Below are 25,230 nucleotides of genomic sequence, written 5' to 3' on the forward strand. Positions count from 1 at the left end.
AGAACGACGGACAGATGGAACGCAGTCGCATCAAATCTTGAGATAAATCCTGACCCGGTCAAGTTGCCAGGCCACAACGGCCCAGAAGGCTACGAACAGCAGGCCGAACAGCATGGAAGCGAACGTCGGCGAGCCAGGAAGGGCGTGCCAGGCCGCGGTCGTGAACCATGTGCCGTCAGGGGTCCTGAGTTGGCCCAGGGTGACGGCCATCATGCCCGATGCCACGAATGCGAAAATCGCATTCCGCCCGTAGGCGACCCACGGATACGCCCACCGTCGCCAGCCGCGCATATCGATGGCCCAGTACAACATACCCAGCGACAAGAGCGCCATTCCGGCAGTGAAAACGGTATACGAACTGGTCCACAACCGCTTGTTGATGGGCATCCAGATGCTGAACACCAGGCCCGCCAACAGCAGCAGGCAGCCCGCCACGAACAGCCCATTCAGGCGCTCGGCAGACGTCATGTCGTCGCGGCGCATCCACCAGCCGGTGAGCACCCCGAACAGCACACTGCACGTGGCCGGCACGGTGCTTATGAGTCCCTCGGGGTCGAACGACCACACCAGTCGACCTGCATCATCATACAATTGACGATAACTCCAGGTATGTTCGCCGAACACGTGGTAGTCGATGTAGAAGGCCCAATTGGAGAACAGTTCGCCCGGTGGGGTCGACGCGGTCGGAAATCCCCGGGAAAGATCGGGCATGCCGTACCCGGGGACCGGAATGAGCATCATCCAGACGGCATAAGCGCCCAGGAGTCCGGCAATCCACCAGGCAATGGCCCGCGGGGTTGGTGTCAGGAACCAGATGGCGCTCGCCAGGGCATAACACCAGCCAATACGAACCAGGACACCGGGAATACGCAGTCCGGACAGCCGTGCCAGCAGCGCATCGGTGGGCGGAAGCAGGGAGGCGGCCACGGCGAACAGGAGGATACCCACGCCCAGCATCACCCCCCAACGGCGCATATGGGACGTGCCTGCCAGCAGAACGACGGCACTGAGAACGGCCACGACATATCCGACGCGAAGTACCCCGCCCACCGCCGAGCTGTCACTGAACACCACCGGGGACCACGATGCCCCCCACCAGCCCAGGATCATGAGCGCCAGCGCGCGGCGCAGGACGTGCCCGAACAGTGACCGCCTCGATTGCCCCTGGGCCATCCGCTTCGGGAAGGAATACATCATGGCGATGCCCACCATGAACAGAAAGAACGGGAAGACAAGGTCGGTGAAGGTCCAGCCATTCCACGCCGCGTGCGCAAGGGGCCCGTAGATGTGGCTCCATGACCCGGGATTGTTGACCAGAAGCATGGAGGCGATGGTCAATCCCCGGAGCGCATCGAGGGAGTCCAGGCGGTCATTCATGGAAGAAGGTCACCACGCCTGTGTCCAACGCGTATTCAGCCCCCACGATCACCAATCCGTCATTCGCAATCAGACCGTCCAGGATGGGAGAATCCTGTCGCAACTGGCGGACCGATGCATGCACATTGGCCCGGACCGCCATCTCCAGCAGATGATCGCGGTCCAGGTCCGGGTTGGCATCCTTGAGGGTCCGGATGGTCGGCCAGACCCGTTCCTCGATGGAGCGCACGCTCGGGGAGCGTACGACGCCCGGATGCTGCATGTCGTCCAGGGAGGCCGATACGAGGCCGCATTTCGAGTGGCCAAGGACCACGACCAGGCGCGTTCCCAGGGCTTCTGCGGCGAACTCGACACTTCCCGTCACCGAGGGGCCCACGATGTTGCCGGCCACACGGATGACGAACAGATCTCCCAAACACTGGTCGAACACGATTTCAGCCGGAACGCGGGAATCGGAACACCCCAGGATGATGGCGAACGGTTCCTGTCCGGCCACGAGTTCAATGCGTTTGGTGTCGTCGGTCAGGATGCAGCGGGACAATTGGTCGTTGACGAACCGCTCGTTGCCTTCCCGCAGGAGTTGGAGTGCTTCCCGGGCTTTTATCATACTTCTGGTGGGGTTTCTTTCCGGAAAAGCCCGGCGCAATGGGCGAAGCGGTCGGCGGTTCCGACCATCACCAACCGGTCCCCGGCCCGGACACGGAAATCACCGGCCGGGCTTGAAATGGTATGACCGTCGCGCCGGACGGCGAGTACGGTCAGGGCGTGCTCGCGACGCAATGCCAGTTCTTCCAGTGTCCTTCCATCTGCCGGTGTGCCCTCCCGGACCGCGACGGCGCGGGTATGCATGCCGTCCTCGTCCAGGCCCTGCAGCACCATGAGATGGGCTTCCTGGATACTGCCCCGCATGATGCCGTAATCCTGGGACCGGATGATGCCGATTTGACGTTCCACTTCTTCCCGCGGAATCATGTAGGCGCCGAGCACGTGGGAGAAAATCCGCACCGTGGTTTCCATCTCCTCGGGCACCACGATATCCGCACCCGCCTTCTGGAGGCCATCCATGGTTTCCAGGTACCGTGTTCGGGCAATGATCTGGAGGGTCGGATTCATGTAGCGTGCCACCCGGATGATCATGGGCGTGATCGTGGCATCGTTGATGATGAGTACGCACAGCTTCGCTTCAGAAATGTGGGCTGCTTCCAGGATGTGGCTTCGCGATGCGTCGCCGAAGACCACGCGGATGCCCTGCTTGCGGAGTTCCGAGACCGACTCCGGATTCATCTCAACGACCACGAACGGGATTTGCCGGTCCTGCAGGACCTGGACCAGACGGCGTCCTGCCGCTCCGTAACCGACGACCACCACATGATCCTCGAGGTGGTCGACCTGCGCGGACGCGTCCGGCAAGGAGTCGTTGTCGTCCCGTCGGCCGGGAATGGGGAGTCGTGCCACGAAGGCGCCGAACCGATGCGAAAACTGCATCTGGAAAGGGGTGAGCAGCATGAGCAGGACTGTGGCGGCAATGAAGGTCTGGGCCCCCGGCTCGCCCATTCCCGCCGGGGAAAGTCCCTCCAGGCGACCCGCCCGTTCCAGAACGAACGAAAACTCGCCGATCTGGGCGAGGGCCAGTCCGGTGGCTGCGGCAATCCTGAGCGGATACCCCAGGATGACCACACTTCCCATCGTAAGCAGGATCTTGACCACGATGACGGCGGCTGCGGCCGCCAGGACCAGAAGGGCGTGTTCAGCGAGGAAGGAGACATCCAACAGCATGCCCACCGACACGAAGAAGACGGCGTTGAATATGGTCCGGAGTGGCAGGATCTCGCTGATGGCGTGGTCGCTGTACTCGCTCTCACTGACGACCAGACCGGCCAGGAAGGCGCCGAGTGCCAGGCTGACACCGGCCATGCTCGACGCTGCGGCCGTACCGAAACAGATGGCGACCACGGTCAGCAGGAACAGCTCCTGTCGCCCCGTGCGGGCTACAATGCCGAGCAGCCATGGGACCACCTTGCGGGCCAGGACGAGGATGCCCACGATGAGCAGGACGGCCTTGCCCAGGATGAGTCCGATTTCGACAGCCGAGCTCCCTTCGCCGGCCAGGATCGGGATGATGAGCACCATCAAGATGATGGCCAGATCCTGGAAAATCAGGATGGCCAGGGACAGTCGGCCCGTGGGGGAGTCGGTTTCCCCCCGTTCGGACAGCAATCCGAGTACAATGGCCGTGGAACTCAGCGCAACCAGGCATCCGGTATAGATGCCTGCCTTGATGTCCAGTCCGAAGGCCAGCATGACCCCGACGACCAACACAATGGTGGCACCGACCTGCATCCCGCCGCCCAGGAATATCGAACGACTGATTTTCGACAACTTGGCCAGGCTGAATTCCATGCCGATGGTAAACAGCAGCAGGATGACTCCGATCTCGGCCAGGATATCCACCAGTTCCTGGTTCTGCACGAGCCCGAGCGCGCTTGGTCCAATGATCACTCCGGCAATCAGGAAGCCCACGATGGGGACCAGCCTGAACCGGTACGAAACGTACGCAATGAGGACGGCCACCACGAACAGGGCCACCAACTCATTCAGGAACGGAAGGGTTACGGCAAAGTGAGGCGTGAACACTGAAGCGAGCAGGGATGGAGTGGCGGCAGGAATCACATGAACTGCGGTCTGTGGTTACCAGGGCAACATACGAAACGACCGTCGCACCACGATGTCGGGGATTACCGGCTATGGTAACGTCGCCTTGCCCAGGTAATTGGTGTCCGTGCCGAACCAGATGGCCCCTTCTGCTGCGTCATAGTACATGTGGCGCACGGTGCCGCCACCGCTGGGGACGGGTCCAGGGCTCAGAAAGGTCTCCGTGGCGGTGTCGAAGGCCACGAAAAGATTCGGGTCCACACCGGTTTCCACTACCCATACGCGATCCTCCTCGTCCACCTGCATGGCGTACGGCCGCGACGACGCACCGCTCGGCAAGGCCCACTCGGCGTACGATCCGTCTGCCGGATTGTACGCGCCCAAGTAACCGCGCGTATAGTCGCCTACCCAGACACGGTCGTCCGACGTGACGACCAGGCGCCGAGGGCGGGTATCTTCGTGCGGCAGTTCGATTTCCGTCAGTGTCAATGTTGCCGGCTCCACATGCGCCAGTTTGTTGGTCCCGAACAGGGCAACCCAGGGCTCATGGTTGGAATCCAGCCAGATACCATAGGGGCGGGCACCTTCGGTGGGCACATCCAGGAGCTGCACCTCACCCGTTGTGCGATCCAGATGACCGACCATGTTCGATCCTTGGAGCGTGAACCAGATGTTTCCGTCGGGCGCCCAGATGAGCGTGTGGGGGTCGCGGGCATCCTCACGGGGCATGGCGTACTGTGTGATTTCGCCGGTTTCCGGGTTCAGCATGCCAATGTGGGCGCGCCGGTTTCCGGCGTACCAGACCATGCCTGCATCATCCACAATCAGATTGTGCGGTCCGGCCCCTTCGCCCAGGTCGTATTTGGTCATTTCGCCGGTCGCCGGGTCGAATACCGCGAGGTATCCACTGCGTTGGCCACAGAACCACACGCGGCCGTCTGGCGCCACGTAGGGATCCCGGGGGCGGGAGTCCTGCCATTCGACCGGCCATTCCTGGATGGTCAGGGACGTGGCTTCGGCCGGGGTTTCCTCCATGGCAGGGGTATCCGTGCCCGATCCGCACGCTGTGAGCAGGGCAACCGTGAAAATCGTTGAAAGGACTCGGGTGGTGCTGTTCATGGCATGTAGGGGGAAGGGTTCCGTGGATCGGTATCTGTGTCGGATGCGGGCTCCGCGTCGAGCAAAGCCAACGCCTGGGTCGTCAGGACGCGCACTCGTTCCCCCTCGCGATTCCACACCGCCAGGAACAGGAGAGCTGCACCGATGGCAATGATCCCCATGACCAGGTCGGAAGTCCTGCCGCCAGCACCGTAATCAATCAAGTTCAGGATGCCATTGAAAGAAAACGTGATGGCCAGTCCAATGCCAAGCCAGACCTGGATGCGGGCCCGACGCTGCATGCTGTGGGCAAAACCGTGCAGATCCCCGGCGGCCAATTGCTGCTTGTCCTTGTACAGCAGCGTCGTGTGTACGCCTTGCAGCAATTCCAGGGCAATGTCGCGTCGTTCACTCATGTCTGGCACTCTTTCCTACCGTAATGCGATGGTTGACCTCGAAAACGAATTCCCGTGAGGTCATCCGGTGTTTGCGCCAGACCTTGAGGCACAACTCGCCGAGGTGCTTCCCGGGCACGGTGTCCAGCAATTCCCGGGTTTTCGGGATGATATGGATTTTGTCCTTGAGCAGCCCGGTTTCAAAGTGGATGCTTCGGAGCGCCGTCGGCTCGATCTTGACGATGCGGTCCTCCTTGGATATCTCACCGAACAGGGCCGCCTCGACCTCCAGGGTCAGGAATTCATCATCCAGATAGGCCACGCCTTTCACTTCGGTGAAGCCCATGTCGATATCCGGCAACGTGAATGGCAGTGGGCTCATGGCGTCCTGTGGCGTCTTGAAAGCGGGAATTCGCTTTCATTGAGTTCAAGGTCCACTTCGGCAATCCGTGCATGCAGGTGCTCCTGAACGGCGCGCACACCGGCATTGTAGATGCTGGGACCAATGTCCGTGACGATATGGTCCAGCAGATTGTCGGCTGCCAATGATCCGGCTTCAATGTCGAACTCGTCCAGCAAGTACTGCCGGAGGGACGCATTGGCCTCTTCGCGGGCCTCGTCGGTCAATTCCAGGGACATGGGAAGAAATTCTGCGGTTTGGGCAAATCCATGATACATTATCGGATCCATTCATTCCATCCTGCCGGCGGGGTCCGTCCTGCTGGCCCCGTCCCCCGGAATCATGATACGCCTGGTCCTGTCCTGCCTTTTCTTCGTCATGGCGCCCGCCCTGCTGGCACACGCCCAGTCGATCGATACGGTGCCGCTGACCCCGGGAATGATCATTGAACGCTCGGTCACGATCACGCCAGGCCACTATGTCATCCCCGCGGACAGTACCGGTGCCATCATCATCCGCGGAGACGGAATCGAGGTGGATTTCGGGGGCGCCGTCCTGGACGGCGCCCCGCAAGGAACGCTTCCGGATGCCTTCTTCGGCACGGGAATCCGCGTGGAGGGGGGGGCGGACATCATCATCCGGAATGCGGTGGTAAGGGGCTACAAGGTCGGCCTCTGGGCCATGGACACCCCCGGTATCCGGATTACGGAGAGTGACTTCAGCTACAACTGGCGGCAGCGTCTGAAAAGCACCATCGAACGGGAGCATCTGGATGATTGGATGAGCTACCACAACAACGAGAACGATGAGTGGATGCGGTATGGAGCCGCCCTTTATCTGCGGCGCGCGGACGGTGCACAGGTGGATCATGTGACCGTGACCGGCGGGCAGAATGCGCTGATGCTCACAGAGGTCAATGACGGGTTGTTCTACAACAATACGTTCACGTTCAACTCGTCGCTCGGAATCGGGATGTACCGGAGCAGTCGCAATCGTGTACAGCACAACCAATTCGACTGGAGTGTGCGGGGATACAGCCACGGCGTCTACAACCGCGGGCAGGATTCGGCCGCCATCCTTCTGTACGAGCAGTCCAATGAGAATATCTTCGCTTACAATTCAGCCACCCACTCCGGAGATGGACTGTTCCTGTGGGCCGGACAGACCACCATGGATACGGGCCAGGGCGGGTGCAACGACAACATCATTTACGGGAATGATTTCTCCTTCGCCCCCACGAATGGCATCGAGGTGACCTTCAGCAGGAATCACATCGAGCGGAACCGGATGGAGGGGTGCTGGCACGGCATCTGGGGTGGCTACTCCTACGATACGGCCATCATCGACAATATTTTCGTGGACAACGATGAGCACATCGCCATCGAACACGGCCAGGATATCCACATTGAGGGCAATACCTTCGCAGGGGGCGAACTGGGTTTGTACGCCTGGGAACGCCCGACGCAACCGGCCGACTGGGGGTATGCGGAACACCGCGACGTCCGGAGTCGCGATTATACCGTGGTGGAGAACACCTTCGACGGCGTCACCAAACCTTTCCAGGTGCGGCAAACGACCGGGGTCCGCCTGGCAGACAATCACCTGAGGGAATTCGCGGAACTGGAGATGACGGGTGCAAGCGGGAACTGGGATGTGGACCAGGACGCCGGTGGGGAGGTGGAAAGGGAGGCAGGTGGCCCGCCCCGTGTGGCTCCTCCGGCCACGATTCCGGGAGCCATGGACGTTTCCTGGCCTGAGGCACATCCGTGGACGCGGGAATACATCCTGGTGGATGAATGGGGACCCGTTGATTTCCGGTCCCCTGTTCTGTGGCCCCGTTCACCCCGGAAAGATCGGGTCCAGGAATTCGAGCTCGTCGGGCCTCCCGGTCGGGTGAGCCTGGTGTCGGCCTCGGGCGTGGATTCCATTGCGTTCCATGGAGGGAGCGTCCCCGGACGCGCCACGGTATGGCTGGCGGACCGTGACGTCGTGGATCTGGATATCCAACTGGCGTTCCGCGGTGCTGAGGTGGTAGACAGATTCGGAAACGTGACACCCGCCGGCGCGCCATACCGGTTCGGCTACCGCTACTTTTTTGTACCCATCACATGGGATGTGGCCTGGTTCAATTATGACGAATCCACGGATCCACGTGAGCAGCCCGACGCTTTCCGGGAGTTGATAGCCGGTTCGCCATCCGTAACGGCCACGGTCCAGGACCTGGGATACCAGTGGTACCGCGCTCCTGCGGAGGGTATAGGGCAGGACCACTTTGCCACAGTGGCAACGGGCCGGTTGTCCGTGCCGGACGGACACTACGTCATGGATTTGACGAGTGACGACGGCGTCCGGGTGTGGGTCGACGGGCAACTCGTGCACGACGACTGGACGTATCATGCACCCCGGCTCGAACAGATCGGACTGGATCTGGGGGGAACGCACGAAATCCGCATTGAACACTTTGAAATCACGGGCTACTCGACGCTTGTCGTGTCCCTTCAACGTGTGTCGGGCCGGGATAGATGATGCGCGCATCGCCAGGCATGGTAGGCCACCCGATCGCGCCAGGCTTCCATGAGCAGTCTGTCCTGCGCGGCGTCCGGTGACACTTCACCCAAGGCAGTCTGCTCCAGGGTTTTCTCCCGACTCGTCCGGCGCTGTTCGGCTTGCCCTTGGGAGCGGATGCGCAATTCGTCAAGAGCGGCCGGTGAAACCGTTCCATCCGTGTCCAGGAGCGCATGGGCCGACTGGAACTCCCGTATGAACGGGGGGATGTCAGCGTCCGGAAACGGCACGTCCAGTCGAGCCCGGGTGAGTCGCTGCAAGTGGTCCCCTGCATGTACCAGGTCCAGTCTATGCTTGGTCAATTCGGGGTCGTCCACGTTGTGGCCCAGCGACGCAATGAATTCAAGAACGGTCCGGACATCGGCCCGAAGCGCGAACAGGGCGTCCCGGTCGGGTTCGTGAAGCGCCTGCCGGAGGCCGTTGTGAAGGGCACGGTGGGCCGCTTCAATGGCAACCGCCGGTGTGAGCAGCAGGGATTTGTCCAGATTCCGGGCGATGGATGGCGTCCGGTCCGGTACGAGGTGGACCACCAGCCAGACCAGCGCGGACAACAGGGGAAGCGCCACGATCGCACCCAACACATTGAACGTGGTGTGGAATGCGGCAATCCGGATGGCCATGTCCTGTGTCCCGCCCGTCAGCCATCCGGTGAAATCAACGAGGGGGGCGGCCAGCACGAAAGCGAGCGTGCCCGTGACCAAATTGAATATGATATGCCCTGTTGCGGCACGTCGTGCCGGAACCGATGCGCCGACGGCCGCAAGCGCGGCGGTGATGGTCGTACCCAGATTCTGCCCGATGACCAGGAATACGGCATGATGAAGCCCGATCGCTCCGCTTGCCAGCGCCGTCAATGTGAGGGCGATGGCCACGGAGGAGGACTGGACGATGGCCGTCAGGCCCATGCCGACCAGAACCAGGACCAACTGTTCTCCGACGGTGCCGGCGCCGAAATCAGAAAGATCCACACGCGTGGCAACACCGGACATGGCGGTCTGGAGGACGTCAATACCGATGAATATGATGCCGAAACCGGCCAACGCCATCCCCAAATGGGCGCGTCGACCGTGAAGGAGGAAATTACCCAGCGCTCCCATGCCGATCAGCGGGAGCGCCAGGGCACCCACACTGACCTTGAACCCGAGGAGGGAGACCAACCATCCGGTGCTCGTCGTGCCGACGTTTGCGCCCACGATGACCCCGAGAGAGCCGTTCAGCGTCAGGAGCCCCGCACTCACGAATCCGATGGTAGCGACCGTGGTAGCGCTCGAAGACTGGATGAGTGCCGTAATGCCGAGGCCCGAGAAGAAGGCTGAAATACGCGATGTGGTCCATCGCTCCAGGACTGTATGCAAGGCGCTGCCTGCCGCCGCCTTGAGGCCGTCGGACAGGAGCTTCATTCCGATCAGGAATAGCCCGACTCCGCCCAACAAATGCGATATGACAGCGGTTTCTGGCGTAGCGTTGACAGGCCCTTATCAGGCCCAGGCTTCGGTCTGGTCAGGATGGGTTTCCCGACCGAACTTGCGGAGCATGCGCTGATGGGAGCGGATGGCCGCCGTCAAGGTCGGATTGTAGTGGTACGGTACGCCATATTCATGGGCCGTCTCCCGCACGATCCGGCCGATGACCGGATAGTGGATGGAACAGATCTGGGGGAAAAGATGATGCTCGATCTGGTAATTCAACCCCCCGATGTACCAGGACAACAACCGGTTGTCGGCCGCGAAATTGGCCGTGGTGTGCATTTCGTGGATGAGCCAGTTGTATTCCATGTTGCCATGTTCGTCCGGCTCCGGGAATTCAGGACCTTCGACGACGTGGGCCAACTGGAAAATGACTCCCAGGATGACCCCGGCCGTCAAGTGGGTGGCCAGGAGTCCGATGAGGTACTGCCACCACGTGATGTCCAGGACAAAGAGGGGCGCAACTACGATGGTGATGGCCACAACCTTGCCAATGAGAAGGGTGGCCCATTCCTTGGCCGGATGCTTCTTGTCGGTATACGGTCCGATGTTCTTCTTGGTGAACTGCTGGAAATCCTTGACAAAGAGCCAGTTGAGCGTCGCCATGCTGTAGGCGGGAAAACAATACCAGGTCTGGAACCGATGATACCACTTCAGCGGGGCTTCCGGGGACAGACGCAGGATGGGAGAAACCGTCAGGTCCTCGTCAATGCCCTGGATGTTCGTATACGTATGGTGGATGACGTTGTGGGTGATCTTCCACATGTATCCATTGGCACCCAGCAAGTCGAAAGTATACCCCAGAAGACGGTTCACGGTATCGTTGGACGAGTAGGCCCCGTGCAACGCATCGTGGGCGACGGAAAATCCGATCCCGGCAATTCCGATACCCAGGAGGATGCAAAGGAAAAGCATCTGCAAGGGGGTGAACCATCCGGAAAGCAGGAGCGCGTAGGTCAGGACGGACCCCCCGAGGATGATGATCGTCTTCAGGACCATCCGCCAATCGGCGTGCTTGCTTTTCCCGGTTTCGTCGAACCAGGCATTCACACGGGCACGTACTTCAGGGACGAAGTCGGCAACCTGCTTGTTGTTGAATTTGACGCGTCGGTTGGACATGGATTTCAATGCGTGTGGGACCACGCAATGTACGTGCTCAACGCTTGAAAAACCGTGGGTTACGCGTAATGAAGTCGTGAATCCAGCGCTCCAGGAAGGACTCCCGCCGGTCGTTGCGGATGTAATAATATCCGAATACGGCTATGGCCAACCCACCCAGCGCATCGACGATCAAGTCCCACATGGTATCGCTCAGTCCGGACGGGTCGCTCAGCATCTGCTTCTGCATGCTCATTCCGAACAGCTGATCCATGGCAAATTCGAAGATCTCCCACATCGTACCCATGCCGACCGCAAACAGGAAGGCAAAGAACGCGACGAATCCCGGCTTGAGGGTCACATTGACCCGTTCTGTCTCATTCAGGATATAGACCAGCAGGAATCCCACGATTCCCAGCAGTACGCCGGAACCGGCGTGCAGCACGGTGTCCCACCACCAGAACCGGTAGTAATAGTCCCGGACCTCCCCGAGGAAGAGCGTCGCAAATACGAAGACCAGCGCCAGGAGCTCGATTTCGGCGGGAATGTACACGTTGAAGTGTCGTTCCACCACGATGGGGAGGAGGGTCAGCAGCACGATCCCGAAGGTCGTGAATGCCATGAGCCATTCCCCCTGCCACAAGGCCAGGCCCATCCCGGCCAGAAGGATGCCCTGGAGTGTGAAGCTGACGCGTCGATGGATGATCTCGTTCATGCCCTGAATATAGCGGTCCGGCATGCATGGGTGTCGCGTGCTACATTGGGCGTCATGAACCGAACGTGAAACAGTCGGGTGAACATGGAAGAATTCGATGTCTGTATAGTCGGCTCCGGTGCCGGCGGCGGAATGGCGGCCAAAACCCTCACGGAGGCCGGTGCGAAAGTGGTTCTGCTGGAGGCCGGTCAGGACTGGGATGCGGTGCGCGACGGCGCCATGCTGACGTGGAACTACGAATCGCCCCGTCGTGGCAAATCCACCAAAGACCGGCCGTTCGGGGAATTCGATGCGTGCATTGGCGGGTGGCAGATTCCCGGCGAGCCCTATACCACCACCGAAGGAACGACCTGGGACTGGTGGCGGGCCCGGATGCTTGGCGGTCGGACGCACCACTGGGGCCGGATTTCGCTCCGGTTCGGCCCTGATGATTTCCGGCGCAAGTCGATTGATGGCAAGGGGGATGATTGGCCCATTACCTATGACGACCTGAAACCGTACTACGATCGCGTGGATCGGATGATCGGAATATTCGGGAATGCCGATGGTGTCTACAACGAGCCGGACGGGATATTCCTTCCGCCCCCCAAGCCCCGCTGCTACGAACAGCTCATCAAACAGGGGGCCGAGCGGGCCGGGGTACCGGTCATTGCGTCCCGGCTGTCCATTTTGACGCAGCCGCTCGGCGGTCGTCCTGCCTGCCACTATTGCGGACAGTGCAACCGGGGCTGTTCCACCCGGTCGAATTTCTCGTCACAGTCCGTCCTGTTGCCGCCGGCCCTCGAAACCGGCAATCTGACGCTCGTTACCAACGCCATGGCGCGAGAGGTGCTGACAAACGACAAGGGCCTGGCGAGCGGCGTATCGTACGTCGACACGGTAACCCGCAAGGAATACCAGGTGCGGGCGAAGGTCGTCGTCCTGGCGGCCAGTGCGTGCGAGTCGGCCCGCCTGCTGCTGAACTCCGTGTCGCATCGCTTTCCGAATGGTCTTGCGAATTCCAGCGACGTCGTGGGCCGGTATCTGACCGATTCCACCGGCGGCGACGCCATGGGATTCTTTCCGCAACGGGTGGATCAGCAGGCGCACAACGAGGACGGGGTGGGTGGCATGCACATCTACATTCCCTGGTGGCGTGAAAAGGACCGCAGCCTGCCGTTTTCCCGGGGTTACCACATTGAGGTCTGGGGCGGACGCGGCATGCCGGGGTATGGATTCGGCGGGGGCATTCACCGGATAAACGGGAAATTGCAGGGGGGCGACCGGTCACGCGGAGGTGGCGGATTCGGTGCCCAGCTGAAGGACGATTATCGCCGCACCTGGGGATCGTTCATCGGTATGTCCGGTCGGGGCGAAATGATTGCCCGGTATGAGAACCGGTGCAGCATTGACCCGGACGTGGTCGACCAATACGGGATTCCTGTCCTGAAATTCGATGTGTCGTGGAGCGACGAGGAATTGCTGCAGATGAAGCATTTCCATGAAACGGCCCACGAAATCATCCACGCGTCCGGAGGCGAGCCCGTGTGGGACATGCCGACGGCCGAAGACAACTGGGGCATCACACGGCCGGGCCAGATCATCCATGAAGTCGGGACAACGAGGATGGGGAACGATGCGCGCACGTCCGTGCTGAATGCGAACTGCCAGGCGCATGACGTCAAGAACCTGTTCGTGGCCGATGCGGGTCCGTTCGTATCGCAGGCCCACAAGAATCCGACCTGGAGCATCCTGGCCCTGTCCATGCGGACGAGCGAGTACCTGATTGACGAAATGAAACGGGGGAACCTGTCATGACGCTGACCCGGCGGGAATCCATGAAACTGATGGCCCTGGCGGGCCTCGCCACCACCATTCCGGGGTGCATGCCGTCCGATGTGGACCGCGCGGCGGAGCGCGTGGCGGAGGCTTCCCGGCAACTGCCCCTGGCCGACCGGGTGCCCACCGTGTTGACGGCCCACGAATACCGTACAGTTGAAGTGTTGGTGGACTACATCATTCCGGCGGATGATCGCTCCGGCAGTGCGACCGATGCGGGCGTTCCGGCCTTCATCGACTTCATTCTGGAGGATACGGACGACGTGGAAACGCCTTTCCGGGGAGGTCTGTCCTGGTTGGATTACCAGTGCACCCGTCGCTACGGGGGCGTTTTTGTGGATGCGTCACCGGATGATCAAGTGGACATGCTGAACGCCATTGCCTGGCCGGAAAATGTGGAGCCGGGGATGGAGCCCGGGGTGCGGTTCTTTACGATGCTTCGCGATCTGACAGCGTCGGGCTTCTGGTCCAGCCGCATGGGCGTGGAGGATCTGGGATACACCGGCAATCGTCCGCAGGCCTCCTGGGACGGCTGCCCACCGGAAGCCATGGCCCATCTCGGGCTTGGGCACGTCGACACGACCTGAACCCGGGGAACGGCGCGGCGCTATTTCTGCGTCGCGCCTTTGCGTTCCATGATGGCCAGGACTTCCTCGATGGTCGTTCGTCCGGCATCCTCGTCGTACCATGCGCCCTTTTCTTTCACGAAGGTGCCCGAGTCCAGATCGGCCCCGGCAGTCAGGGCCCATTCCTGCAGCGGCGCCGGGCGTTCAATGAACACCCCGATCTCGTTGAAGTCGGCGTCCAGGACCACCACGGTAGGGGTGGCTGCACGGCCGTCCGGTGTGCGATGGGCTTCCATGATTTCCCGTCCGGCGTCGGGCGGGATGATCCGGAGCTCCAGTCCATCCACGGCCGCCGCGAGACGGGCCAGGTAGGGAATGGTGTTGACCGAGTCGCTGCAGGCATCCACGGCCACGGCCAGCAGATACGTGGGTCCCTGAACGGTCCGGACATGGGCACGGGCGCTTTCAAGCAGGGCATCGGGGATTTCACCGTAGTTCTGGTTGCGTTCCCACAGGGCGCGCCGTGCCTTGGCCTGCCCCATGAAGATCTCGACCGGGGTGCCGCTCTCGTACAGGGCTTTGTAGTCCGGGTCGGGGCCGGGACAGGGGCCTGTGGAGGGCCCCACACCGCTTGCCAAGGTGGCCAAAAGGGCGATCATGTACAGCATGGGGAATCCGTGTCAGGGAGCAGGGTCTGTAAGGGCAGGGACTGGGAGAGCACGTTCAATCCGAAGTGTACAAATCGTCGGGGTCGAGGGCCGCAAGTTCTTCGAAGAATCCCGAAAGGCGGTCCGAGACCTGCGCCAGGTAAGCCGCGCCCCTGTCGGCGGTGGCACGGGCGGGATTTCCGACGCCCGAGTCGTCGGTGACCTGTCCCCAGTCCCGTGGTGCCCATGCCCATCCTTCCCTCAGGGCCCGGACCCGGAAGGAACGTCCGTTGCCCGGGCCGGCTTCGCTCAATGGGCGGACCAGATCCGGATGGATGTGCTGCATGACGCTCGTTTCCAGTTCACCGGCATGATCCCCCGGCTCGTCGAACGTCGAGTTTGCGTCGCCCACCGTCCACCAGTTCACGACGGTCAGGAACACCTCCGTGCGGGCCTGCAACTCACGGACCATCTGGCGGAAGTCATTCCCGCCATGACCGTTGAGGATGACCAGGTTGGGGACTCCGTGCGCGGCAAGGCTTTCCACGATGTCCTCCAGGACCAGCGCCTGGGTGGACGGATTCATGTTCACCGTGAGCGGGAAAGCCATCTGTTGCGCATTCACGCCAAAGGGCACGGCAGGCAGTACGGTGACGTGGGTTCCGGCCTCCCAGGCTTTCCGTGCGGACTCCGCCGCCACATGTTCGGCCTGGAACGTGTCGGTTCCGTACGGCAAATGGAGATTATGGGCCTCGGTGGCTCCCCAGGGCAGGACCGCCACCTGCCAGGAATGGGCCCCGGCTTGCGGCAACACGGCTTCTTTCAGGATGTAGGGGCGTCCAGGCATGGTGGGGCAAGGCTCAGTGGGTTCGGGAACGGGAAACGGTAGATCCGGAGCCATCGGTCTGATCATCGATGAGCGGGTCCAATCGAACGGCTGGCCCGCCTTCGTGTGCTGGGTGGGCCATGCGTTCCGCTTGGGCGGACGGCAGCTGAACGAGTGGAGCGCTATCGCTCAACAACACCGAAACCTCATCGGCCAGTTCAGCCAGCTGTCGGTGCTTGGAGGCGCGCCAGCGGGTGTCCAGCAAGAAGACCAGCGGAGCAAACAAGGCCAGCGCCGCCAAGAAGGAAAGCACGCCCAGTCCGCCCGAATCCAGCGCCGCGGCGCTGACGAGGGCGGCAAAGAACGAGAGGATGCCTCCATAGAGCATGGACTCCACAATGGGACTTGCCAGGCCCACCCGCTGGCTGAATCGGACATGCATGGCCTCCTCACGCACCCGGACGAGTACGCGGGTTTCGATACCCGACAGGCTGGTGTGTTTCCACTCGATGTTCCGGCCAATGCGATCGACGGAACTGGCGCCATAGGTGCTTCCCATCGCGGACCCCAGGTCCGTATCGAAGCGATGCCTGAGATGGGCCACCATGTTTTCGAGCGCGTCGTCGGTGCATGCACCCGGGACCACCCGGTCGATATAATTGTGCGTTGAATTCGTGGATTCGCCTACCTTGACAGAGGCCAGTCCCCGCACACCGGTCGCGGAGCCGATAGTCGCCATTTCCCGGGCAGCCGTCCGGAGCAACTGCGGATCGAGTCCGGCCTCCTCTGCAATCTGCTCCAACTCGCTCAGGGTGAGTCCTGGTCGTCCGTCGTGTTGTCGGCTTTGCTGCAATTGAAGTTCGGCGGTACGCTCCAGCAGGGCCGCGACTTCCTCCTTCGTGAACGTATTTTCATTCTCGGACATAACCGCATACCGGGCGTACCGGCTTGGATGATTCCATGGCAAGAAACGAAAGAACGGCATCCGGAGCATACAGATCAGGTCGTGCAGCGTGGCCTTTTTCGGGATGGTTGTCGCGCGGTCGCATTGTCGGCTGCATGTTGCTGCTGTCCGGACTGCACCCGGTCAGTCTCCTGGCCCGCCAGGTGGCCGATCCGACCACCTTTGTCCGGTTGGAGGTCGGAGGCCTGCCCATCCTGTTGAGTGCCCCTCATGGCGGAGGGGAGGAGCCTGCCTGGATGGCCGACCGGACCTGCGCCAATTGCGTGACGGTCACCGATGCGTTCACGACGGAGTTGACGGATGAAATTGCCAGGGCCCTGGAAGAGCGTACCGGTCGACGCCCATGGGTGGTGGCCAGCCTGCTTCGACGCACCAAACTCGATCCGAACCGGGAAATCGGGGAAGCCGCAGACGGCGATCCACATGCCGAGGCCGTCTGGCACGTCTATCACGGCACCATGGCGGCGTGGCGGGATTCCATTGCTGTTCATTTCGGTACCGGACTGGTGCTGGACATCCATGGGCATGGCCATGCCATTCCGCGCCTCGAGTTGGGTTATCTGGCCAGCGCCGGGGATCTGCGCGCGACCAACACGGATCTGAATGCCCTGCGCGGAACGCGGAATTCCATGAATCACCTGGTAGCCACGCATCCCGCGGGGATGTCCTTCGCCGAAATCATCCGGGGTCCGCAGTCGCTGGGTGCCCTGTTCGAGGCGGGGGGCTATCCGGCCGTACCCAGCCCCTCCACATTGACGCCATTGGCTGGCGAGGCGTATTTCTCCGGCGGGTATATCACGCAGCAGTATGGGTCCCGGAATGGTGGTGTGGTCGATGCGGTGCAGATCGAAGCCAACCGGAACGGCGTGCGATCCACGGAGGCGGAACGCCGGGCCTTCGGATTGGCTGCCGCGGATGCGCTCGTGGCGTTCTTCCGCGTCCATTACGGGATGGATCTGGAGGCCTTGTCCACCGGCGTCGATGGTCGCGCGACGTGGAGCATGCCCGGGATGTCCGTGTGGCCGAACCCCGTCCCTGCCGGTGCTGTCGGTCCGGTCCGTATCCAATTCCGGATGGAGTCCGCCGGCCCTGCCAGAATTTCCATCCACGACGTGCTTGGCCGCACCCAGAATGAAATGGGGGCCGGGCTCCTTGAGCCCGGCCCCCACACATTCCACTGGGAGCCCGGAGGGCTGCCCGCGGGCGTCTATCTGGTCCGAGTGACCACGCCGTCAGGAGCGGCCGTCCGTCGGATCGTTCTCAACTGATTACAGCGCGCGCAGCACGCCGGCCAATGCCTGGGCTTTCGCGCTGCCACCGGCAAAATCAGCGGCCAGTGAGCTCAGCGCTGTCCGGCGCGCATTGCCCGAAGACTGCTCTGCACGGTTCAGGGCCTCACGCGTGGATGCCACCTCGGCGCGGGACAGTTCGCCGGAACGCTCCATCTGGTCCACGTAGGCGCGGGCCAGGTGGAACGTGTTGGGCCACGTCATCTGCGGCTGTCCTTGTGGGTTCAGATAGTCAAACACCACCGTCTTGGCTGCGGCTATTTCGTTTTCCGAGAGGAAGCCGCTCGGCGTCAGTTCAAAGATGTCCAATCCACGGGCAATCTCCGAACTCACAATGAGGCCATTGTACCAGTAGACCGACCATGAACCGCCGTTGCCCATTGCGTTCGCATCGACCGGGCCCCGGTCGTGGAAGGCGATTTCGTAGGGATTCATGGGGTCCGTCCAGTCGAAGACGGAGATGCCGCCCTGGTACCAGGCCTGGACCATGATATCCCGGCCCGGAATCGGAATCATGGAGCCGTTGTGGGCAACACAGTTCTCCACCGACGTCTGCGGTGCGGGCAGCTTGTAATAGGTCTGGAACTTCATCTTGCCGTTTTCGAGCGTGAAAATGGCATTGGCGCCCCACTCTTTCGGATCGTCCTCACGGCACTTGGGCTGGCCACCGCCACCCCACTCGTCCGTGAAGAGCACCTTGGTGCCATCGTTGTTGAACGTTGCCGAGTGCCAGTACGAGAAATTGGAATCGGCCACGGCGTCCATGCGGTACGGGTTGGTCGGGTCCTTGATGTCCAGGAGCAGTCCGTACCCTTCGCAGGCGCCACCAGCCATGCCGATTTCCGGATATAGCGTGATGTCATGGCACTGCGTCGGTCCCGGGCGGGGGCGATCGGAATCCTCGTCCTGGTTGCGTGCACCGAAGCGTGCTGCCAGGATGCCGGGAAGGGCTTCGCGGAATGCTGCGCTGTCCGCGGCCGTGACCTCATCGCGGCCCTGCTCTTTCACAAAGGATTCGAGCATGGGGCGGACCATGCGGGCGGGAATGACCCGCTCCTGGCCGAACAGTTCAGCCACAAACTCACCGCGGGCCTTGGCCTCCTGGATTTCCCGGATATCGGCCGGGGACATGCCATGCTGCGGAGGAGCTGTCAGGTCCTCGAAAATCCGGGGGGACGACACGATGGCGGCCTGCTCGGGATGCGCCAACGGCACCTTGATGACCTCAATCCGGAAGAGGGCCGAATTCGGGTCCTCCCAGGGAGCGGCGGCTACACAACCGGGCAGCTCTTCTTCGGGGCGTACGGAAGCCGAGCCGGAAATGTAGATATAGATGTTCTCATCGTCATTCGGGTCCTTCAGGACCGAATGCGTGTGCGATCCACGGCAGGTCTGGACATTGGAGACGTAGGCCGGGTTCTTGACATCCGAGATGTCAAAAATGCGGATGCCGCGCAGGCGATCGTGGCTGACCGCTTCTTCAATGCCTTCATCGCCACAGTCCAGGCGACCACTCAGGCCTTCACCCGAAATGAACAGCAGATTGCCGTACACACTCACGTCGCTCTGCGAAGCGGGGCACACATATTCGGCCACCAACTGCGGGCGCGCCGGGTTCGTGATGTCCCACACCATGACGCCGTTGTAGTTGCCCTGGAACACGTAGTTGCCCTGGAAGGCGAGATCGGAACTCGTCACACCCAGGAACGCCTCTGCGGGAGGGGTCGTGGAGACCATGTTCAGGTTCCAGAAGGCCTCCTCTGCATCGAAAAGGCCCGCTCCGAGGCCGATGCGTGGATCCGGTGATGGAGGTGTGGTGGACATGCCGGACGACATGCTTGTCGACCCGGTCGGGGCGGACATCTGTTCGGGCGAGCATCCAGTGGCAGCCACAAGGACGACGGCCGCAAAAAGGGAAAACAGTTTATTCATGGTGGATTGGTTCCGTGGGGAGTCTGTTGGAGGAAGAGTCATACAATTGAAGACGGTCAATTCGGGGGCGAGAGCGATTCGAGCATGCGCTCCATTCGGGCAATCTCGGTAATTTGGTCAACGTTGATGTCGGTTGCAAGCCGGAATGCATCTTCGTCCTGCCCGGCACCGTCCGTGCTGAACAGTTTTTCGACCATCGTGACCGCACCCCGGTGGTGCTGGATCATATACGTCAGGTACAGTCGATCGAACTCGGCACCTCGTGCCGCCGCCAGTTCGGTGAGCTGTTCCGCGCTCAGCATGCCGGGCATGTGCATGTGGTGGGCGTGATCCGTGGCCGCGGCCATGGCGTCCGGGACGTCCTGCCCGCGCAGACGCAACCAGCGTTCCATGGTCGCGATTTCATCCTTTTGTGCGTTGATGATCCGGGCCGCGAGGATCTGCAATTCCGGGCTGGCCCCGTTCGGTTCGGCATAGTCCGACATGATGAGCGCCTGTGCGTGGTGGCCGATCATCCCGGTCATGAAATCCACGTCCGCCTGCGTGAACTTGCTCCGGTCGGCTTCAATGCGTGCCCAGTACAGCTGCTCCAGGCGGGCCGTGTTGGAGCTGTCCTGCATTTCTGTTTCGGGTGTAGCCGTTCCCGTACCCCGTGGGCTTGAGCCGGCGCATCCCGTCAAAACCAGGACCAGGAATACAGGCAGGAACGATTGAAGAGACGTGTACACGGCGGGTTGATCGCGAAAAATGGGGTGCTTCATGATCCGTTCAGGTGGTTCATTTCGCCTGGAGCAACCGGGCGGCTTGTTTCATGAGACTGGAAAAGGCGAGTTGGTCGACATTGGCGTCGGGATCGGACTGGCTGGCCGTGAGCACGTACCAGTCGCCGGAAGACGATTGCAGCAAAAAGGACATGTTCAGGACGCCGGGTTCCGAACCGCCTTTGTACCCAATGTACGGCCACGCCGACACATCGAAATCCAGTCCGGGGTTCACGGCCATGATGCTCCGGGCCACGGCCCTGGCTGGAGTCTCTTTCGTGAACCACGCCAGTACGCGGCCCATGTCGGCGGCACTGGCAAACCATTCAATGGTGTCGATATGTGTCGGCGACGTGGGGAAGGATGCGCCGTCCGGCTGCGCGTCGGCAATGGAATGGAGCATGTCGCGACGCGCAGCCGGACCGGCGGCGGCGAAGGCCGCGGCCATCGATGCGTCGCTCTTGATGACGAACAATTCCCGTGTGGTCAGGAACGGGTCGTTGAGGCTGGCATGCTCATGGCCCATGTCGGTCTGGAAGGCGGCAACGCGGTCCCGCCCCATGACATGGACCAGCACATCGGTGGCCGTATTGTCACTCATGGAGATCATGAGGGTGGCCAGGGTGTGGAGCGTCACGGGAGACCGGTCCGGCCAGGCCTGTGAAATGCCCGAGGGGAGGGACTTCGCACGAGGGTCGAGCTCGACCACATCGCTCCAGGACCGGTCTCCCGCCTCGATATCGGCGGCCAGTCGACCCAGTACGAACAACTTGAACGCCGAGCCGAGTCCCAGAGCCTGTTCTGCCTCATAGCTACCGAACATCTCTGTGCTCCCTTCCGCAGCCACGCGACCGGCCATGAAGGAAACCGACCCCGGAAGCGCTGCGAACGACTCCGCGACGGCTGCAAGGTCCACGGCTTGTTCCACGGGCTCGGGCAGGCCCAACAACAGGCCGGTAATCAAATGGGGAGGCTCGGCGGCTACGGCAATGCCTTTCACGGGCACCTGGATGCCCTTCTCGAATACGAGCATGAAAACGCCTTCCAGCGGTCCCCGCTTCGAGGTCGTTTCGGTGGAAACGACGGCACCACCCTGCGACCAGTACTGTCGGAAAATGGCGGTCAACTGGGCGTCGGGAACGGCGTTCCGGAAGGTCGGGGCGAACAGCTCGGCGTATCCTCCGGGCAGTACGCTCGCGGGCTCAGCGGTGAACAGGGACGTCACGCGCGCGAGTTGTGCATCCACCGGATCCTGGGCCATGGCGATCGAGACGGTCGGCGCCGGGGCGACCGTCAGGATCAGCAGGATGAGAGCAGGAAGAAGAGGTCGCATGGTGGTGGGCGCGATCAGGCATGGATATCTCATTTGACGATCAGGTCAACGGGCGCATTCCATGGCGTGGAACGAATTCACACTACAGACGACCGGGGTCAGTCGCGTTCTTCTGCCGGTGTGATGCCAAGGGCTTCTGCCCGGTCCGTCCACAGTTTCCGGGCCCAGGCGCGCATGTCATCCACTTTGTCACTTTCGTCCATGATTTCGGCGCCGATGAGCGTCTCGAGCACGTCCTCGAGCGTGACCAGTCCCCGCGTTCCTCCGTATTCGTCCACCACGAGGGCCAGGTGCCGCCGGTCCTTGAGCAGTTGTTCAAGGAGTTGGGAAAGGGAGACCATCTCGGGCACCACCAGCACGTCGCGCCGGAGCGGATGCAGGGAGGGCAAGGTTTCGCCCCGTGCCATGCGAAGCAGGATGTCGTCCTTCAGCACGAACCCCAGGATGTCGTCGCTGTCCTCGCCGTACAGCGGGTAGCGGGAGAAGGGCAACTGGGTCACGTCATCGAACGCTTCCCGGAGGGACTGATCGACGGCCAATGCCGACATGACCGGACGGGGGGTCATGACGTCCCGTGCCTGCAGCCCGTCCAGCCGGAACAGGTTCCGGATGACCCGGAACTCGTTCATGTTGATGAGCCCCGCCTGTTCGCCCACCCGGGACATGGCAATGAACTCCTCCCGACTGAAGATATGGGTGGATTTGCCGCCCGCAATCAGTTTGGTGAGTCGTTCCGACACCCAGACCAGCGGGTACATGGTCAGGATCAGGATGCGGACAAACACCGCCGTTGGCCGCGCAAGGGTCGTCCAGTAGACCGCACCGATGGTCTTGGGAACGATCTCCGACAGGAAAAGGATGAGCAGTGTCATCACGGCCGAAAACACGCCGAACCATGCGCTTCCGAAGACGACGTTCGCCTGTGCGCCGGCCCCGATGGCGCCGACGGTGTGGGCAATGGTGTTCAGCGTCAGGATGGCCGCAAGCGACTGGTCGATGTTGTCCTGCTTCAGCTTGCGGAGCAACTCGGCGAAGCCCGGGCGGGCGGATTTCTGCGCCTCGATATAGGACGGTGTTATGCTGAGCAATACGGCCTCGGCAATGGAGCACATGAAGGAAAAGCCCAGTGCTGCCGAGACGTAGACCAGAAGGAGAAGAAGGTCGGTATCCATGATGGTGCATCCATACCCCGATCCGTGAATTCTGTTCACCGATCCCGGATGAGCCGCACCGACATGCCGTAGTAGGTGCTGCTTTCTCCCTGGTATAGTTCTGTGTAATCCGTACCCACGCCCCGGAAGTACACGTACCAATCGTCATCCGAACGGACCGTCGTGGTCCACCAGCTGCCATAGGTGCCTTGTCCGTCATACTCCCCGGTATAGTGCCGGAACCCGTCCAGTGTCGCGCGGAAGTCGTTGTGTTGCAGTCGCCAGCCGGCACTGTCCGCGCCCAGGGTTTCAGCCAGTGCACTCCAGTCCTCGTTCGAGGGGGCCCGCCATCCGGGTGGTCCGAGGCCACGCGGGTCCATGAACGCATGCCAGTTGTAGAGAACCGTTCCGTCTGCCTGGCGCATGAATGCGCCCTCGCCGGCCTCACCGGCTGACCAAAGTTCGTCGGCGGTCGCGGCATGCGGAATCGGGTCGCCGTTCCGGTAGAGCGTATCGGCCAGATTGGTGGCCATCCACGTCTGTCGGCCGAAGGTTACGGATTCGGGCACCCGATCCTGTTCTGGCTCCGGAGCGCATCCTCCCTGGAACAGAACACTGATCATCCAGACGGCAAGGAGCGGAATCGCCCCGGGGTGCAACACACGCACCCGCTTTTCTGTACTTTCATCCATCCAACCATTCTACGACATGGCCGACATGCATTCACGGCGAACCTTCCTGGGCCTCTTCCTGGGCGCATCGGCGGTTTCTGCCGTCAAGAAGGGGGCATTCGCCCGATCCATCCACCCCGAACCCCGGGAAGGCATCACCGCCGAGCTCGTCCGGCCCGACGAGGAAATCGCCCACATGGGTGAGAAGGTCGTGGAGGTCTTCCGGATGGTACGCGAAATCCCGCACGTCGTGGACGGCATAGGATGCCATTGCGGATGCTCGACGCGGGAGGGGTACTACTCCCTGCTGACGTGCTTCCACGAAGACGGCCGCGCGTGGGGCTGTCCCATCTGTCAGGGCGAGGCCAGGCTCGCCTATCGCCGCCACAACGAGGGGCAGACCCTCGATCAGATCCGGCGGGCCATCGATGCCCGTTTCGGATGATGCGCGCTGCGGCCTTCCGTCACCGGACCGATAGCTCTGGGTCGTGGTGGGGTGTACTTGGGGTTTTTCTGCTTCTCGGCTCTGCGCCCACCGATGCGAGCGCGCAGGTCCTCATGAGTCCCAGGGGAAGTGTCTCGCAGACCATTGACGGTACGACCATTGACCTTGCGTACGGCCGTCCAGCCTTGCGTGGACGGGAAGGCCTGTTCGGCGGACAGGTTTTCTGGGGTCACATCTGGACGCCGGGCGCGGACGAAGCCACGACGTTGACCATCAACAAGGATATTGTTGTGGACAGCGTGGCCGTTCCGGCTGGTAAATACTCGGTATGGTTCGTGGTGGCGCCCGGAGACTGGGAGCTCGTCCTGAACCCGGAATGGGACCTGTATCATGTTCCGGAGCCGGAGCGTGCCGACGATTGGATATCCATCCACGTGACGCCGGACACTACCGCACCGAAGACGGAAGTCCTGACGTTCGACTTCCCGGAGAATGAGGCGTTTTCCACAGTGCTCCGATTCCGATGGGACACGCGGGAGGTGCGATTGCCCATCGCCGTGGAGCCGAGCCTGGACCTGGAGGTGAGCGCCGAGGAGGTGGCCCCTTACGCAGGGGTATATGAGACCGAGATGATGGAAGGGGAATGGAACGCCGAGGCATTCACGTACCGCCTCCGGTTCCACTACACGGACGGCGGGTTCTTCGCGAACATGCACTGGCAGAAGCCCGCCGATCCCGAAAATCCCGACGGAGGCCAGGATTGGCAATTGTTGCCCCGTGTGCCTCAGATCTTCCACCCGGTGTTCTTCGAGAACGGACGCCTGTTGGCGTCGGCTCCCATTTTCTTCGAGTTCCTGATGGGCGACGACGGTCGCGCCGCATCCTTCGAGTTCCGGGACCAGACGGACGAACTCATCATGCGCGGGGAGCGGGTGGAGTAGGAGATCAGGCGACTCGCCGCCGACCTGCTCAAGCGAACGTTTCACACAGGCTTTGGTTGACGCCCGTTTGGTTCTTGTTTGGACCAGGTCTAAATTAGACTGAGTCTAAACAAGCCTGTC

The 25,230-nt window shown here is 61.7% G+C and carries 24 protein-coding genes; 6 read left to right on the forward strand and 18 right to left on the reverse strand.

The window, feature by feature from the left end; translation table 11 throughout:
• Window positions 1-30: 30 nt before the first annotated feature.
• The 7 genes from RIE53_08745 to RIE53_08775 all read right to left on the reverse strand — a co-directional run bounded on the left by RIE53_08745 (window position 31) and on the right by RIE53_08775 (window position 6,161).
• Window positions 31-1,377: a DUF5009 domain-containing protein gene (locus RIE53_08745; protein MEQ9104772.1), complete on the reverse strand. Its 1,347-nt coding sequence runs from the start codon at window positions 1,375-1,377 to the stop codon at window positions 31-33.
• Complete coding sequence (locus tag RIE53_08750) at window positions 1,370-1,984, reverse strand: carbonic anhydrase (protein ID MEQ9104773.1); 615 nt, start codon at window positions 1,982-1,984, stop codon at window positions 1,370-1,372. Before RIE53_08750 ends, RIE53_08745 begins: the two co-directional genes overlap by 8 nt.
• Window positions 1,981-4,047: a cation:proton antiporter gene (locus RIE53_08755; protein MEQ9104774.1), complete on the reverse strand. Its 2,067-nt coding sequence runs from the start codon at window positions 4,045-4,047 to the stop codon at window positions 1,981-1,983. Before RIE53_08755 ends, RIE53_08750 begins: the two co-directional genes overlap by 4 nt.
• 72 nt (window positions 4,048-4,119) lie before the next feature.
• Entirely contained in the window at window positions 4,120-5,148 is a 1,029-nt protein-coding gene (locus tag RIE53_08760; protein MEQ9104775.1) for a lyase, read from the reverse strand.
• Entirely contained in the window at window positions 5,145-5,543 is a 399-nt protein-coding gene (locus tag RIE53_08765) for a hypothetical protein (GenBank protein ID MEQ9104776.1), read from the reverse strand. Before RIE53_08765 ends, RIE53_08760 begins: the two co-directional genes overlap by 4 nt.
• Window positions 5,536-5,904, reverse strand: a complete 369-nt coding sequence (locus tag RIE53_08770) for a hypothetical protein (GenBank protein ID MEQ9104777.1) — start codon at window positions 5,902-5,904, stop codon at window positions 5,536-5,538. Before RIE53_08770 ends, RIE53_08765 begins: the two co-directional genes overlap by 8 nt.
• Window positions 5,901-6,161 (reverse strand): DUF2164 domain-containing protein, encoded by a 261-nt coding sequence (locus RIE53_08775; protein MEQ9104778.1) that lies wholly within the window; start codon window positions 6,159-6,161, stop codon window positions 5,901-5,903. The genes RIE53_08770 and RIE53_08775 overlap by 4 nt, the downstream gene beginning before the upstream one ends.
• Window positions 6,162-6,264: 103 nt before the next feature.
• Here RIE53_08775 and RIE53_08780 point away from each other — a divergent pair, with 103 nt between their 5' ends.
• A complete protein-coding gene (locus RIE53_08780) occupies window positions 6,265-8,448 on the forward strand; it encodes a right-handed parallel beta-helix repeat-containing protein (protein ID MEQ9104779.1) in 2,184 nt (727 codons plus the stop codon).
• Here the strand turns inward: RIE53_08780 and RIE53_08785 are convergent.
• The 3 genes from RIE53_08785 to RIE53_08795 are packed head-to-tail and all read right to left on the reverse strand — an operon-like array spanning window position 8,421 to window position 11,790.
• The gene (locus RIE53_08785) at window positions 8,421-9,920 is read right to left on the reverse strand and encodes a Na/Pi cotransporter family protein (GenBank protein MEQ9104780.1); all 1,500 of its coding nucleotides are present in this window, start codon (window positions 9,918-9,920) and stop codon (window positions 8,421-8,423) included. The genes RIE53_08780 and RIE53_08785 overlap by 28 nt on opposite strands.
• Window positions 9,921-9,965: 45 nt before the next feature.
• Window positions 9,966-11,072 (reverse strand): acyl-CoA desaturase, encoded by a 1,107-nt coding sequence (locus RIE53_08790; GenBank protein ID MEQ9104781.1) that lies wholly within the window; start codon window positions 11,070-11,072, stop codon window positions 9,966-9,968.
• A gap of 37 nt (window positions 11,073-11,109) precedes the next feature.
• Window positions 11,110-11,790 carry a hypothetical protein gene (locus RIE53_08795; protein ID MEQ9104782.1) on the reverse strand — a complete coding sequence of 227 codons (681 nt, stop codon included), beginning with the start codon at window positions 11,788-11,790 and terminating at the stop codon, window positions 11,110-11,112.
• A 60-nt stretch (window positions 11,791-11,850) separates the two neighbouring features.
• On the opposite strand from RIE53_08795, the gene RIE53_08800 reads away from it, so the two are divergent.
• Together RIE53_08800 and RIE53_08805 are read left to right on the forward strand one after the other, a co-directional pair.
• A complete protein-coding gene (locus tag RIE53_08800; protein ID MEQ9104783.1) occupies window positions 11,851-13,563 on the forward strand; it encodes a GMC family oxidoreductase in 1,713 nt (570 codons plus the stop codon).
• A complete protein-coding gene (locus RIE53_08805; GenBank protein MEQ9104784.1) occupies window positions 13,560-14,171 on the forward strand; it encodes a gluconate 2-dehydrogenase subunit 3 family protein in 612 nt (203 codons plus the stop codon). Before RIE53_08800 ends, RIE53_08805 begins: the two co-directional genes overlap by 4 nt.
• 20 nt (window positions 14,172-14,191) lie before the next feature.
• Here the strand turns inward: RIE53_08805 and RIE53_08810 are convergent, their stop codons facing one another.
• The 3 genes from RIE53_08810 to RIE53_08820 are packed head-to-tail and all read right to left on the reverse strand — an operon-like array spanning window position 14,192 to window position 16,548.
• Window positions 14,192-14,818 (reverse strand): thioredoxin family protein, encoded by a 627-nt coding sequence (locus RIE53_08810; GenBank protein ID MEQ9104785.1) that lies wholly within the window; start codon window positions 14,816-14,818, stop codon window positions 14,192-14,194.
• A gap of 55 nt (window positions 14,819-14,873) precedes the next feature.
• The gene (locus RIE53_08815; GenBank protein ID MEQ9104786.1) at window positions 14,874-15,644 is read right to left on the reverse strand and encodes a creatininase family protein; all 771 of its coding nucleotides are present in this window, start codon (window positions 15,642-15,644) and stop codon (window positions 14,874-14,876) included.
• 13 nt (window positions 15,645-15,657) lie between these two features.
• The gene (locus tag RIE53_08820; protein MEQ9104787.1) at window positions 15,658-16,548 is read right to left on the reverse strand and encodes a hypothetical protein; all 891 of its coding nucleotides are present in this window, start codon (window positions 16,546-16,548) and stop codon (window positions 15,658-15,660) included.
• Window positions 16,549-16,583: 35 nt separating this feature from the next.
• Here RIE53_08820 and RIE53_08825 point away from each other — a divergent pair, with 35 nt between their 5' ends.
• Window positions 16,584-17,855, forward strand: coding sequence for a T9SS type A sorting domain-containing protein (locus tag RIE53_08825; GenBank protein ID MEQ9104788.1), 1,272 nt, complete (start codon window positions 16,584-16,586; stop codon window positions 17,853-17,855).
• On the opposite strand, the gene RIE53_08830 is transcribed toward RIE53_08825, so the two are convergent.
• The 5 genes from RIE53_08830 to RIE53_08850 all read right to left on the reverse strand — a co-directional run bounded on the left by RIE53_08830 (window position 17,856) and on the right by RIE53_08850 (window position 23,676).
• The gene (locus RIE53_08830) at window positions 17,856-19,808 is read right to left on the reverse strand and encodes a hypothetical protein (protein MEQ9104789.1); all 1,953 of its coding nucleotides are present in this window, start codon (window positions 19,806-19,808) and stop codon (window positions 17,856-17,858) included. It abuts the gene before it with no gap.
• A gap of 56 nt (window positions 19,809-19,864) precedes the next feature.
• Window positions 19,865-20,569 carry a DUF305 domain-containing protein gene (locus RIE53_08835; GenBank protein MEQ9104790.1) on the reverse strand — a complete coding sequence of 235 codons (705 nt, stop codon included), beginning with the start codon at window positions 20,567-20,569 and terminating at the stop codon, window positions 19,865-19,867.
• 16 nt (window positions 20,570-20,585) lie between these two features.
• Window positions 20,586-21,902: a serine hydrolase gene (locus RIE53_08840; protein MEQ9104791.1), complete on the reverse strand. Its 1,317-nt coding sequence runs from the start codon at window positions 21,900-21,902 to the stop codon at window positions 20,586-20,588.
• Between the two features lie 98 nt (window positions 21,903-22,000).
• On the reverse strand, window positions 22,001-23,074 hold the full coding sequence (locus tag RIE53_08845; GenBank protein ID MEQ9104792.1) for a hemolysin family protein: 1,074 nt from the start codon (window positions 23,072-23,074) through the stop codon (window positions 22,001-22,003).
• Window positions 23,075-23,109: 35 nt separating this feature from the next.
• Entirely contained in the window at window positions 23,110-23,676 is a 567-nt protein-coding gene (locus RIE53_08850) for a fibrobacter succinogenes major paralogous domain-containing protein (protein MEQ9104793.1), read from the reverse strand.
• Window positions 23,677-23,770: 94 nt separating this feature from the next.
• On the opposite strand from RIE53_08850, the gene RIE53_08855 reads away from it, so the two are divergent.
• Both RIE53_08855 and RIE53_08860 read left to right on the forward strand, forming a co-directional pair.
• Window positions 23,771-24,169: a PCYCGC motif-containing (lipo)protein gene (locus RIE53_08855; GenBank protein MEQ9104794.1), complete on the forward strand. Its 399-nt coding sequence runs from the start codon at window positions 23,771-23,773 to the stop codon at window positions 24,167-24,169.
• A 113-nt stretch (window positions 24,170-24,282) separates the two neighbouring features.
• Window positions 24,283-25,110, forward strand: coding sequence for a DUF2911 domain-containing protein (locus tag RIE53_08860; GenBank protein ID MEQ9104795.1), 828 nt, complete (start codon window positions 24,283-24,285; stop codon window positions 25,108-25,110).
• Window positions 25,111-25,230 lie beyond the last annotated feature (120 nt).

This window comes from Rhodothermales bacterium (genome assembly GCA_040221055.1).
GTDB lineage: Bacteria > Bacteroidota > Rhodothermia > Rhodothermales > UBA10348 > 1-14-0-65-60-17.